This window comes from Ruegeria sp. BB1 (assembly GCF_056539465.1).
The window spans coordinates 1,008,702-1,020,833 of the sequence record NZ_JBQFVB010000001.1 but is presented as its reverse complement, the minus strand read 5'-3'; the positions used below and the strand labels follow the sequence as shown (position 1 = coordinate 1,020,833).

Annotated in this window: 11 protein-coding genes; 8 read left to right on the top strand and 3 right to left on the bottom strand. The window is 58.8% G+C overall.

Features of this window, described 5'->3' with window-relative positions; translation table 11 throughout:
- Window positions 1–25: 25 nt before the first annotated feature.
- The 6 genes from ACR0AL_RS05065 (at window position 26) to glmM (ending at window position 8,258) form a co-directional block, all read left to right on the top strand.
- The gene (locus ACR0AL_RS05065; protein ID WP_170348332.1) at window positions 26–2,587 is read left to right on the top strand and encodes a putative PEP-binding protein; all 2,562 of its coding nucleotides are present in this window, start codon (window positions 26–28) and stop codon (window positions 2,585–2,587) included.
- 186 nt (window positions 2,588–2,773) lie between these two features.
- A complete protein-coding gene (locus tag ACR0AL_RS05060) occupies window positions 2,774–3,415 on the top strand; it encodes a cell wall hydrolase (RefSeq protein ID WP_170357870.1) in 642 nt (213 codons plus the stop codon).
- A gap of 73 nt (window positions 3,416–3,488) precedes the next feature.
- Window positions 3,489–4,862, top strand: coding sequence for a multicopper oxidase family protein (locus ACR0AL_RS05055; RefSeq protein ID WP_480662182.1), 1,374 nt, complete (start codon window positions 3,489–3,491; stop codon window positions 4,860–4,862).
- Window positions 4,863–4,964: 102 nt separating this feature from the next.
- Window positions 4,965–5,885, top strand: coding sequence for a dihydroneopterin aldolase (locus ACR0AL_RS05050; RefSeq protein WP_170348335.1), 921 nt, complete (start codon window positions 4,965–4,967; stop codon window positions 5,883–5,885).
- Window positions 5,882–6,880 carry a dihydropteroate synthase gene (gene folP / locus ACR0AL_RS05045; RefSeq protein WP_480646326.1) on the top strand — a complete coding sequence of 333 codons (999 nt, stop codon included), beginning with the start codon at window positions 5,882–5,884 and terminating at the stop codon, window positions 6,878–6,880. The genes ACR0AL_RS05050 and folP overlap by 4 nt, the downstream gene beginning before the upstream one ends.
- A gap of 34 nt (window positions 6,881–6,914) precedes the next feature.
- Window positions 6,915–8,258 (top strand): phosphoglucosamine mutase, encoded by a 1,344-nt coding sequence (glmM, locus tag ACR0AL_RS05040; RefSeq protein WP_170348337.1) that lies wholly within the window; start codon window positions 6,915–6,917, stop codon window positions 8,256–8,258.
- Here glmM and ACR0AL_RS05035 read toward each other — a convergent pair.
- Both ACR0AL_RS05035 and ilvC read right to left on the bottom strand, forming a co-directional pair.
- On the bottom strand, window positions 8,255–9,157 hold the full coding sequence (locus tag ACR0AL_RS05035) for a DMT family transporter (protein WP_170548284.1): 903 nt from the start codon (window positions 9,155–9,157) through the stop codon (window positions 8,255–8,257). The genes glmM and ACR0AL_RS05035 overlap by 4 nt on opposite strands.
- A 78-nt stretch (window positions 9,158–9,235) precedes the next feature.
- On the bottom strand, window positions 9,236–10,297 hold the full coding sequence (gene ilvC, locus ACR0AL_RS05030) for a ketol-acid reductoisomerase (protein WP_170410595.1): 1,062 nt from the start codon (window positions 10,295–10,297) through the stop codon (window positions 9,236–9,238).
- Window positions 10,298–10,389: 92 nt separating this feature from the next.
- Here ilvC and ACR0AL_RS05025 point away from each other — a divergent pair, with 92 nt between their 5' ends.
- Together ACR0AL_RS05025 and ACR0AL_RS05020 are read left to right on the top strand one after the other, a co-directional pair.
- Window positions 10,390–10,845, top strand: a complete 456-nt coding sequence (locus tag ACR0AL_RS05025; RefSeq protein ID WP_170348339.1) for an Lrp/AsnC family transcriptional regulator — start codon at window positions 10,390–10,392, stop codon at window positions 10,843–10,845.
- Window positions 10,842–11,300 (top strand): Lrp/AsnC family transcriptional regulator, encoded by a 459-nt coding sequence (locus ACR0AL_RS05020; RefSeq protein WP_170374819.1) that lies wholly within the window; start codon window positions 10,842–10,844, stop codon window positions 11,298–11,300. Before ACR0AL_RS05025 ends, ACR0AL_RS05020 begins: the two co-directional genes overlap by 4 nt.
- Window positions 11,301–11,306: 6 nt before the next feature.
- On the opposite strand, the gene ACR0AL_RS05015 is transcribed toward ACR0AL_RS05020, so the two are convergent.
- Window positions 11,307–12,008 (bottom strand): GntR family transcriptional regulator, encoded by a 702-nt coding sequence (locus tag ACR0AL_RS05015; protein WP_170357886.1) that lies wholly within the window; start codon window positions 12,006–12,008, stop codon window positions 11,307–11,309.
- Between the last annotated feature and the right edge of the window lie 124 nt (window positions 12,009–12,132).

The following is a 12,132-nucleotide window of genomic DNA, read 5'->3' as shown; positions in this document are numbered from 1 at the left end:
CATTGGTGCAAGGGCTTATGCTGCGGTGAAACCAAAAGGTGCTGCAGTGCAGAATAATCCGCATACCACTCTGATAACGACCGAAGCGCCCGTGGCCGCCAATACACACGGCGGGCGAGCGAAATGTCTGCAACGTCTAGTCCGTTTGGACCTTCCGGTGCCGAGAACGGTGGCGCTGTCCTTTGACGCGGTACATCGGATTGCCGAAGGGCAGGTACCGGATATCGCCGCAGTTCTGGAGCAGTTTGAACAGACGGCGTTGCTGTGCGTCCGGCCTAGTTCCGAAGACCCCGATTGGGGTGGCCCCGGTGCGATCTTGAACATCGGTATGAACGACGCGCGCTATGTGGACCTGTCGGATTCGATGGGCGCCGAGGCCGCCGCCGCGCTGTACCTGCGCTTTGTTCAAAGCTACGCAATTCATGTGGCCCGTTTGGACGCGGATGTTTTCGACGATATCAGCGCGGATGGCAGCGAAGGGCTGAGCCAATCCTTGCGCGCTTATGAGGATGAAACGGACGAGGCATTTCCCCAAGACCGGGGCGAGCAGCTGATTGCCGTCCTTCGATCGATGGCGCGGGCGTGGGATGGAACCTCGGCACGGTTGCTGCGACAGGCCAAGGGGGCGCCGGCGGATGCCGGGTTGGGCTTGGTCATTCAGGAAATGATCCCCGGCGTAGGGCAGGGTGAGTGCGGCTCGGGTGTGTTGCAACTGATTGATCCTGCAACTGGGTTGCCGCAAATCACCGGTCGTTATCTCAGTCAAAGCCAAGGCCGCGATGCGCTGGGTGCGGATGTGGCAGCGCTGTATCTGGAAAAGGACCCGCGCGGGAAATCACTGGAAGAAGTCGCCCCAAAGGCATTTGCCGAACTCAAGGCCCACGCAGCCTTTATGCGCGCCAAGCTGCGCGAGGAAATGCAGGTCGAGTTCGTTATCGAGAATGGTCATGTGCATATTCTGGACGGCGTCCGCGTACAGCGTAGCGCACGGGCGGCGATGCGGATCGCGGTTCGATTGGCCGAAGATGGCATCATTCCGCCGCAAGAAGCAGTGATGCGGGTCGACCCGCATTCCCTGAATGAGATGCTGCACCGGCAGGTTCACCCCGAAGCAGAGCGGGATGTTCTGACCACCGGTATTGCCGCCAGCCCGGGGGCTGCGACCGGCAAAATCGTGTTCACCGCCGCCGAGGCTCAGGCCAGCGCTGCGCGGGGTGAGCCGTGTATTCTGGTGCGCCGCGAAACCTCGCCCGAAGATGTGCGCGGGATGCATGCGGCGGTTGCCGTACTGACCGAAAAGGGCGGTATGACCAGCCACGCCGCCGTGATTGGGCGCGGTTTGGGCTTGCCCTGTATCGTTGGTGCGTCCGAGATGCGGTTTCAGACCAAGAAAAGGCTGCTGTCGGCCCCTGATGGGCGGGTGTTCAAGACGGGTGATGTTTTGACGATCGACGGGTCCTCGGGACAGGTTCTGGCCGGACAGCCCGCGATGCTTGAGGCGGCTTTGGACGATTGTTTTCAAACGCTTATGGGCTGGGCGGATGATGAACGCGACATCGCCATCCGCGCCAACGCGGATACACCGGCCGACGCACAGACTGCACGGAACTTTTTGGCTCAGGGGATCGGCCTGTGTCGGACCGAGCATATGTTCTTCGATCCCGGTCGTCTGATCGTGATGCGCGAGATGATTTTTGCGCAAACTTCATCGGGTCGCGCGGCGGTTCTGGAGCGTCTGCTGCCCATGCAGCGCGAGGATTTCGTTCAGCTGTTCCGTATCATGGAAGGTCAGCCCGTCTGTATCCGCTTGTTCGACCCGCCTTTGCACGAATTTTTGCCGACCACGCGCAGTGGACAGCGCGAGCTGGCCGAGGCGCTGGATTTGCCTGTGTCGGATGTCGAACGGCGTGTTGCGGCGATGACTGAATACAACCCGATGCTGGGTCTGCGCGGTGTGCGTTTGGGGGTGACAGTGCCCGAAATCTACGACATGCAGGCCCGCGCTATCTTTGAAGCGACGCTTGAGGCCAGCAAGGACGGCGCCCCCGTCGTGCCCGAGGTGATGATCCCGTTGGTTTCGGCCAAGCGCGAAGTTGAGCTGGTCAAATCCCGCATCGATACGGTCGCGGCCTCGGTTGCAACCGAACAAGGGCAAGAGTTCGAATACCGCCTGGGTGTCATGGTAGAAACGCCTCGGGCTTGTCTGCGAGCGGATGAAATTGCACCTCAGACCGCGTTCTTGAGTTTTGGTACCAACGACCTGACACAAATGACCTATGGCCTGTCCCGCGACGATGCCGGCCGGTTCATGTCTGACTATGTTCGTCAGGGCGTTTTTGTCGAGGACCCGTTCCATGTGCTTGACCCCGACGGGGTCGGAGAATTGCTGAAACTCGGCGCGGAACGTGGACGTGAGGCCCAGCCGGATGTTACCCTTTCAGTATGCGGCGAGCATGGCGGCAACCCCGAATCAATCGCCATCTGCCGCGATCTGGGGTTTGACTATGTGTCATGCTCTCCGTTCCGGGTGCCTGTCGCTCGGCTGGCTTCCGCTCAGCTGGCGATTTCGTCCAGACTTGGGGGTTGACACAGGCTGTTTGCCCTAGGATTAGTGGTTTTTAAGCAACCTTGTGGCAGAATTAATTTTCGCCACGGGCGATTTTCCACTTGCGTTTTCTTCTGATCTGGACGTCTGCGCCGGACTGCGCTAAATGCCTCGTCGCGCCCGCCGGGGGAGGGTACGGCGCGATATGTGCCTGTGCGAGGTTATCTGATGCTACGATACATACTGGCTGCTGCCACGTTGGCGGCAACCATGCTGCCAAGTGTGTCTTTCGCTGAAAAGAAAGCCACCGATACTGCCGAACGCGAACTTGTCACCCGGACCGAAGTGCCCGGGCAGAATTTTCGCGACTATCTGACTCTGTTCAAGCCCCGAAAAGAGCTTGAGCCTCAAAAAATGTCGTACTCGAAGGATTGGCTGGACCAACAGCCCAAGGCAACCGGGGACGAGAATTTTAAATGTCTAGCTGAGGCGCTGTACTTTGAAGCACGTGGTGAAAGCGTGCGCGGACAGTTTGCCGTGGCCGAGGTTATCCTGAATCGCGTGGACAGTGGCCGGTTCCCGGACTCGCTGTGCGGCGTGATCAAGCAGGGAACCGGTAAGAAATACCAGTGCCAGTTCACTTACACCTGTGATGGCCAAAAGGAAGTGATCCGCGAAAAGAAGGCGTATGAGCGCGTAGCTAAAGTTGCGCGTGCGGCCATCGACGGTGTCACCAAAGAACTGACCGAAGGTGCCACACACTATCACACCACGGCGGTTCGTCCGTCCTGGTCGCGCGTGTATAAAGAAACCGCGCGGATCGGAGTTCATATTTTCTACAGGCATAATTATCGAACAGCGAGCAACTGATTGACGCACCCGCGCTGGAACCTTGCTGGCGCGGGGCGTTTTATAACCTATGTTGCGGGCCAGGAGGCCCGCAATGACGTTTACACGCAGACAATTTCTGCAATCAGCAGCCGCACTGGCGGTACTGCCACACTCGGCCCGCGCATCAAGCTCTGATCTGATAGCACAGACCGCGATGCAGCAGATCGCCCCGAATGGTTTTCCCCAAACGCCTGTCTGGTCCTATGGTGGTGGTGTACCTGGTGCGGAAATCCGTTTGCCTCAGGGCGCGCGGGTTCAGCGCAGGTTGGTGAACGAGCTGCCTCAGCCAACAACAGTGCACTGGCATGGCATCCGGATCGACAACGCGATGGACGGTGTGCCGGGCCTGACGCAAGATGTGATCGCACCGGGCGAGGGGTTCGATTATGACTTTGTCGTCCCGGACGCGGGAACCTATTGGTATCACGCGCATAACCGCTCGGTCGAGCAGGTGGCGCGCGGCTTATACGGCCCGCTGATCGTTGAAGAGGCTACAGGGCCAGATGTCGACCAAGACCTGACACTGATGCTGGACGATTGGCGACTGGACCCAGACACCGGACATATCGTTGAGGATTTCGACAACGGTCATGATCAAAGCCATGCCGGGCGGTTGGGGAACTTGATCTCGGTCAACGGCCAGTTTGATCCTGTTTTTCCCGCGCGCCGCCACGAGCGTTTGCGCCTGCGGCTGATCAATGCCTCTAACGCGCGAATCTACGATCTGGCTCTGGATGGGGTGGCAGGATGGATCGTTGCGCTGGACGGAATGCCGCTTGAAAGCCCGTTAGAGGTTGAGGAAGGTTTTCCACTCGCCCCGGCTCAACGCGCGGACTTGATTGTGGACGTAACAGCGGAATCTGACACCGTCGCCGGGCTGATCAGTCGCGAGCGGGACGGGGGCTTTGGTCTGGTGCGGTTCCCGGTTTCCGGTACTTCGGCAACGACTGCCCGGTCAGGCGTTGTGCCCTTGCCCGCGAATCCATTGGCGCAGGTGGTATTGGACGGCGCGCCGGTTCATCGGATGACGTTGCAGGGTGGTGCGATGCGGTGGCTGGAATCCGCGCAGCTTGGCGACACGCAGCTTTCTGGCCGCGAATTGGCGCAACTGGGCCGGTTTTGGGCCTTGAACGGGTATGCTGAACGCCCGTTGGACCCTTTTCTGGATGCGAAGCGCGGTAGTACCCACCGGATCGAGTTCGTCAACGAAACCGCTTTTCCGCATGCTATGCACCTACATGGGCACCATTTTCGGCTAATCCTGCCCGACGGCAGCCTTGGCCCATGGCGCGATACGGTGCTGGTGGAGCGCGGACAAACCCGTGAAATCGCCCTTGTGGCCGACAATCCGGGCGACTGGTTGCTGCATTGCCATATGCTGGGGCACGCCGCATCCGGGATGATGAGCTGGTTTCGCGTAACCTGACGCCGCAATCAACGACTAGAATGGCGTTTGTTGCGATGCTATATGCGCGCGCATCCTATAAATTTGGTAGACTAGTTTACCAAGCCCGAAAAGGTTCGCCGAATGAGCTCTGAAATCCGCCTTGCCTTTGCGCACCCGTCTGAACGGTCAGAAGCGACCGCGACGCGCGGCCCGCTGGATCGCATCTCGCTCAGGGATCATACCGTTGAAGTTGAGATAGGTGCCTTTCAGGCCGAACGTGGCACCACACAGCGTATCTGCTTCAACATTGTTGTAGAGGTTCGGCCGCTGACCGATCCGATTGACGATGATGTTGATCGCATTCTGTCATACGACCGAGTGACCGAGGCGATTGCCCATGAACTGGCCGCTGAACGTCTGAACCTGCTTGAGACGTTGGCGGATCGCGTGGCAGAGCGCATTTTGCTTGAGCCTCAGGCTGTAAGAGCTTTTGTTCGCATCGAAAAACTTGATCGTGGACCGGGCGCGCTGGGTGTCGAAATCGTGCGCGGCAAGGACACGCTCCACCACGATGTGGTCGAAGAAGAACGCCCCCATCCGCGGTTGGTATTCCTGTCGAACGAGGCCATTTCATCCGCCAACCTGACGGGTTGGATTGATCAGTTGGAGAACCGTCAGCGCCCGCTGATCCTGTGTGTTGGCGCATCGAAACTGACGCTGCCACAGACTGGTCACGCGATGACCCAACGCCGGATTGATCTGCTGGCGATCGAGCAAAACGCCTGGGTTCTGGCCGCACGGGATCATCGCTGTGTGGTGGTGTCGACGCGGACGGAATTGGATTGGGCAATGAAGAATGGGCAGATTTGTGTCTGGGCCCCATCAAAGATTGTGCTGGATGCGGTTGATGGCCCTTCGGCGGCGCCTTCGGACGCTGTAGCCTTGGCAGCCTGGTTTGCGGCCACTTTTGAAGCCAGCGAAATGATGGTGATCGGCGGTGCCTTGCCGAACGCTCCAAAGACGCCTCTGCGCGCTATTCCAGTGGATCAGGCGCAACTGTGACTGCGTATTTTCGACCGCTGGTACAGCACGGGTCTGTACGCCCGGACGGGGCGGTTTCTCTTGCCGGGCAGGAATTGTGGTTCACCCATGCAGAACGGATGTCCCGCACGGATGCGCCGACGATTGTCACGGCGCGGGATATTCCAGCCGATGCACTGAACCGTCTGACGCGCCCACGCGCAGAGATTGCTGGTGTGGCGATGGATCGCCCGCAGATCATGGGAATTCTCAACGCCACGCCCGACAGCTTCTCGGACGGCGGGGTGCACAACTCGGTTGAAACGGCAGTGTCCGCTGCTAAGCGGATGGTGGAGCATGGTGCCAGCATTCTGGATATCGGCGGTGAATCGACCCGACCGGGGGCTACCTATGTTCCCGAGGATGAGGAAATCGCCCGGACGCAACCCCTGATAGAAGCCATTCGCGCCAAGACGAATGCTCTGATTTCCATCGATACCCGCAAGGCCAGCGTGGCGCGGGCTGCGTGGACGACGGGTGCGGGGCTGATCAATGACGTATCGGGCTTTACCTTTGATCCGCAGCTCGCGCCGTTCTGCGCCGAGGTTAACGCGCCTGTCTGTGTGATGCATATGCTGGGCGATCCAACTGTGATGCAGGACGATCCGCAATATGATGACGTGTCGCTGGACGTCTATGATTTCCTTGAAGGTCAGGTTGAAAAGCTGGAGCAGATTGGGCTGGGCCGCGATCAGATCTTGGTCGATCCGGGTATCGGGTTCGGTAAAACCCAGGCGCATAATTTGACACTGTTGAAAAATCTTAGCCTTTTCCATGGCTTGGGATGCCCGGTTCTGCTGGGCGTCTCGCGCAAGGGCTTTATCGGGCAAATCGGGCAAGAGCCGCGCAAGGATGCCCGCGCGCCGGGATCAATCGCTGTAGCACTGGCCGGATTGTCGCAAGGCATGCAGATCGTGCGTGTTCATGACGTGGCTCAAACCGCTCAGGCCTTGCGTCTGTGGGCCGCCGTCCGGTAATCCCGTCCTAGACGAGTAACTACGGAGTTAGACAATGCGCAAGCTGTTCGGAACCGATGGGGTGCGGGGCACCGCCAATACTCATCCGATTACGGCCGAAATGGCCCTGCGCATTGGGGCTGCCGTGGGGCGGTATTTCCGTCGCGATCGATCCGGTGCGCACCGGGTGGTGATCGGCAAGGATACGCGCTTGTCCGGGTATATGCTGGAAAACGCGCTGACTGCTGGGTTGACCTCGACAGGGATGAACGTGCTGCTGTTGGGTCCTGTACCGACACCGGCGGTAGGGTTGATGACCCGCTCGATGCGCGCGGATCTGGGGGTGATGATTTCGGCCAGTCACAACCCGGCTGAGGATAACGGTATCAAGTTCTTTGGCCCCGACGGGTACAAGCTGTCCGATCAGGCTGAGCTGGAGATTGAACGTCTGATCGAAGAGGGTGTCAAACCGGCGCAAGCACAGAACATTGGCCGTGCCCGGCGGGTGGATGATGCGCGGTTCCGATATGGTGAGCGGGTAAAATCCTCGCTGTCCCGCGATCTGCGTCTGGACGGGCTGAAAGTAGTGGTCGATTGCGCCAACGGCGCGGCCCACCGCACGGCGCCCGAGGTTTTGTGGGAGCTTGGGGCAGATGTCATTCCGGTCGGAATCGCGCCAAACGGTAAGAATATCAACCTGAATTGCGGCTCGACCAAACCTCAGCTGGCGGCCGAAACGGTTGTCGCGCACGGCGCGGATGTGGGTATCTGTCTGGACGGTGACGCCGACCGCGTGGTGATGGTTGACGAAAACGGGCAGGTGGCTGACGGAGATCAGCTAATGGCGTTGCTGGCGACCTGTTGGGCCAAGGCGGATCGTCTTGAAGGTGGCGCGCTGGTTGCGACGGTCATGTCGAATCTTGGGTTGGAACGGCATCTTGCCGCGCAAGGGCTGCGTCTGGAACGCACAGCCGTTGGTGACCGCTATGTCGTCGAAAGGATGCGCGAAGGCGGGTTCAACTTGGGCGGTGAGCAGTCAGGCCACATCGTCATGAGCGATTATGCCACCACCGGTGACGGTCTGATGGCCGGTCTGCATTTCCTGGCCGAGATGGTGCATTCTGGTCGCAAGGCGTCCGAGCTGTCGGTGCAATTCGAAACCGTTCCACAACTGCTTAAAAACGTGCGTTACGGCGAGGGGCAAACCCCACTGGAAACCAGCGCCGTGAAAGCGGCCATTGCGGATGCCGAGGCGCGCCTGAACGGGCAAGGCCGGCTGCTGATCCGCAAGTCGGGGACGGAACCCCTGATCCGCGTGATGGCAGAATGCGAGGATGATGCCCTGTTGACACAAGTCGTCGACGGTATCGTGGCCGAGGTCGAGGCGGTCGCCGGTTAACGCCCGATCAGCATCTTGCGCAGGCTAAACCATTGGCTGATGGCCAGCCCGGTCAGAATCATGGTGAGCGCGATGTAAAAGCGCAGGGGCAGGGCCTCGGACAAGATCCAGGCGCCGAAAACCATCGACCAGATTGGCACCTGATAATTGACCAGCGTCAGAAAGACGGACCCGGCGCTGCGAATGATCGATACGCGCAGCAAGGTGGCAAAGGCGGTCGGCACCAGCCCCAGCGCTACAATGGCTAGACCGGGGCGCGTTCCTTCCCAACGTGGAAGGCCTTCGGTCACCAGCATGATGGGTAACAAAAGAACGGCGCCCACCACCAAGGACAGCGCCGCCAGCACCACAGGATCAATCGGTGGGCAACGCCGTGTGAAGATAGACGCGCAGGAGTAACACAAAGCCGCGCCGATGCAGGCCAGCTGCGCCAACGGCTCAGCCCCTTGTCCGATCTGCGCCAAACCCGGCCCGATCAACACCAAAGCACCGCAAAATCCCAGTGAGACTCCAAGGAACCTGCGGGCGTTCAGCGGCTCGTCTGAAAAGAAATGGGCCAATGGCAGAACCATCAGCGGAATTGCCGCCATCGACAGCCCGGCAAAGGCCGAGGCCACATATTGTTGCCCCCAACTGAGCAACATGAAGGGCAGGGCGGTAGACAGCAGACCGATAATGGCGATGAACCCCCACAAGTTCAGATCGCCCGTCGGCAGCTTGCGACCGGTCAACGCCATCATCCCAAGTAATGTCACGGCACCCAGCGTCGTGCGCGCCGTAGCGACTGTCACTGGCCCGTATCCCTCAAGCGCCATTGCGACGACCATAAACGTGCCGCCCCATATGAGGCCTAAAGCGATCACGCCGCTCCAATCGCGGGACGTGGGTTGGTCAATCATATAGCGCCTTGGGGTCAAAAGCGGTTGTGACGAAAAAGGGCGGCCACTTGGCCGCCCCTTCGATTAGAACAGTCAGGATCAGTTCTTTTCCTGATCTACCAGCTTGCCAGCAGAAATCCACGGCATCATGTCGCGCAGTTTCTTACCAACCTGCTCGATCTGATGTTCGTCATTGTGGCGGCGTGCCGCTTTGATGGTTGGCTGACCAACCGCGTTTTCCAGCATGAAGTCACGCACAAACTTACCGGTTTGGATGTCCGACAGGGTCTCTTTCATCGCCTTCTTGGTCTGCTCATAGGGCAGAATGCGCGGGCCGGTGACGTACTGGCCGTATTCGGCAGTGTTCGAGATCGAGTAATCCATATTGGCGATGCCGCCTTCATAAATCAGGTCAACGATTAGCTTGGTCTCGTGCAGACATTCGAAATAAGCCATTTCAGGCGCATAGCCCGCTTCGACCAGAGTCTCAAAACCGCAGCGGATCAGCTCAACGATACCGCCGCACAGAACGGCCTGCTCGCCGAACAGGTCGGTTTCGCACTCTTCGCGGAAGTTGGTCTCAATGATACCCGAACGGCCGCCACCGATGGCCGAGCAATAGGACAGGCCGATTTCCAGCGCCTTGCCGGTTGCGTCGCTATCCACGGCCACCAGGCAGGGTACGCCGCCGCCTTTGACGTATTCGCCACGCACGGTGTGGCCGGGGCCTTTGGGGGCCATCATGATGACGTCGACACCTTCTTTCGGCTCGATCAGGCCAAAGTGGACGTTCAGGCCGTGGGCAAAGGCAATGGCCGAGCCCGGCTTGATGTTGTCATGCACGTATTTCTTGTAGGTTTCGGCCTGCAGTTCGTCGGGCATGGTGAACATGATGACGTCACACCAGGCCGCCGCTTCGGCGATGCCCATGACGGTCAGGCCTTCGGCTTCTGCTTTCTTGGCGGATGCCGACCCTTCGCGCAGAGCGACAACCAGGTTCTTGGCGCCCGAGTCGCGCAGGTTCAGCGCATGAGCGTGACCTTGCGAGCCATAGCCCAGGATCGCTACTTTTTTGTCTTTGATCAGGTTGATATCGCAATCGCGATCGTAATAGACGCGCATGTTTTCGGTCCTTTCATATGCGGTTGCTGCGGTTCTAATAGGGTCCAAAGCTATTGGCGAGCGCTTTACAATCGACTATTGAAGCGAAATGCGAAAATTTATGCGCGGTATCTGACTTAACCGGAAAAATCATGTTGGATGATATGGACAGGCGCATTCTGCGTCACTTACAGGCCGAACCGACCCTGACCATGGCCGAATTGGCCGAGCGTTGCGGGATCAGTCAGGGAGTGTGCTGGCGCCGGGTTGAAAAGATGCAGGCCTCGGGTGTCATTCTGGGGCAAGAGGTTGTCATTGATTGGCCGGCGATGGGATATGCGGTCGAGGTTTCACTGCGCGTGACGCTGGACAAAACCCAGCCGCGCGCGTTTGACGAATTCACTGTTGCCGCGCGGAGTGTTTCCGAAGTTATTGAAATTCAGACGTTTTTGGGGCGTGTGGACGTGAGGCTGTCGGTGATTGCACGCGACATGACGCACTATCAGCAAATCTATCGCGATCGTATTCTTACCCTGCCGCACATAGCCGATATCGAAGCGCTGATGCATATCGCGCGGGTCAAGCGGAACGAGGTGTTGCCGGTATGATCGAACTGGACGAAACCGACCGGACCATCCTGCGTGCGCTGGTACAGGATGCCACGCAAAGCGCCGGGGCGTTGGGGCGCAAGCTGGGGTTGTCCCAACCGGCAACCTGGCGGCGCATCCGCCGGCTGGAATCAGCAGGGGTCATCAAGGGCCGTCGCCTGCGTCTGAATGCCGAGGCATTGGGGTTCGGCGTGACCGTGTTTCTGGGCGTCAAACTGGCGCGCAAGGGACAAGTCAGCCTTGAAGACTTTGAGCGCGCCGTCAGCGCCATCCCCGAGGTGCAGACGGTCGAACATGTGTTGGGTCTTTACGACTATCGCCTGAGGGTAGTTGCACGTGATCTGTCCGATTTCGAACGGGTGCTGCGACGGCGGATCATGACCTTACCCGGCGCGGGTGAGGTCGAGGCAAACGTATTGCTGAGCGAAGAGCGCTTGCCCGGCCCAATCGGCTAAACCGGGTCAATATTTGGTACGGATGCAATAGCCGGGGTGATGCGTCATCCGGGCAAAGGTCATCGGAACACCATCTTTCCAAGTAGTGCGTTCCAATTGAATCATCGACGTTCCAGCAGTGGTGCCCATGAATTCTGCCAGTCTCCCGTCGGCGGAAATTGCGCAGAATGCAACCTCAGCCTCGGTAAAGGGGGCAACGTTCAGCAGCCACTCGTGGGGGCCCCGCGTGTTGAGATCCGCATGCTCAACGTCAGGTACTGTGTCGATGTTGATCCAGCGCTCCTCTAGCTGAAAGGGGCGGTTGTCCGCATAGTGCATGCAGATCACATGCAGCACCCGCGCGTCGGGCGAAACGCTGAGTTGCGAGGCCAGCCAACCGGGGCTGGATACGACATTCCGTTCAACAAGTGCATAGCGATAGATTGAGTTTTGATTCTCAACCGATTGACGGGCCAGAGAAAACTCCAGCTTGGCGTGTTTGCTGGGCTCCTTTTTTACCCGCGTGCCGCTTTTGCGTTTGCGTTCTACGAACCCTTGCTCGGCAAGCTCGCGCAGGGCGCGGTTTACCGTTGCACGCGCGCAATTGAATTCTTCAGCAAGCTGCGTTTCTGTCGGCAGCAGAGATCCTTGTGGCCAAATCCGGCTTTCAATTCGCCGCTTAACTTCGTCACGTACGACCTGAAAACTGATCCGCTTTTGAGCAGTCACGAGAAGCAATACCTTTCTTGTACAAAGTGTATGTATCTGTTCAGAAACACCTCTGGGTGTAAAGGGGTGGTGACACTATTTGGCGTCAACGAGTTGTTCAATTAGAGCTATTCGTGGTTAATTT

Bases quoted from the DNA above. Each gene is read 5' to 3' on its own strand.
- ACR0AL_RS05060 (WP_170357870.1), top strand. From the start codon at position 2,774: ATGCTACGATACATACTGGCTGCTGCCACGTTGGCGGCAACCATGCTG.
- glmM (WP_170348337.1), top strand. From the start codon at position 6,915: ATGCGCAAGCTGTTCGGAACCGATGGGGTGCGGGGCACCGCCAATACT.
- ACR0AL_RS05025 (WP_170348339.1), top strand. From the start codon at position 10,390: ATGTTGGATGATATGGACAGGCGCATTCTGCGTCACTTACAGGCCGAA.
- ACR0AL_RS05055 (WP_480662182.1), top strand. From the start codon at position 3,489: ATGACGTTTACACGCAGACAATTTCTGCAATCAGCAGCCGCACTGGCG.
- ACR0AL_RS05020 (WP_170374819.1), top strand. From the start codon at position 10,842: ATGATCGAACTGGACGAAACCGACCGGACCATCCTGCGTGCGCTGGTA.
- ACR0AL_RS05035 (WP_170548284.1), bottom strand. From the start codon at position 9,157: ATGATTGACCAACCCACGTCCCGCGATTGGAGCGGCGTGATCGCTTTA.
- ACR0AL_RS05050 (WP_170348335.1), top strand. From the start codon at position 4,965: ATGAGCTCTGAAATCCGCCTTGCCTTTGCGCACCCGTCTGAACGGTCA.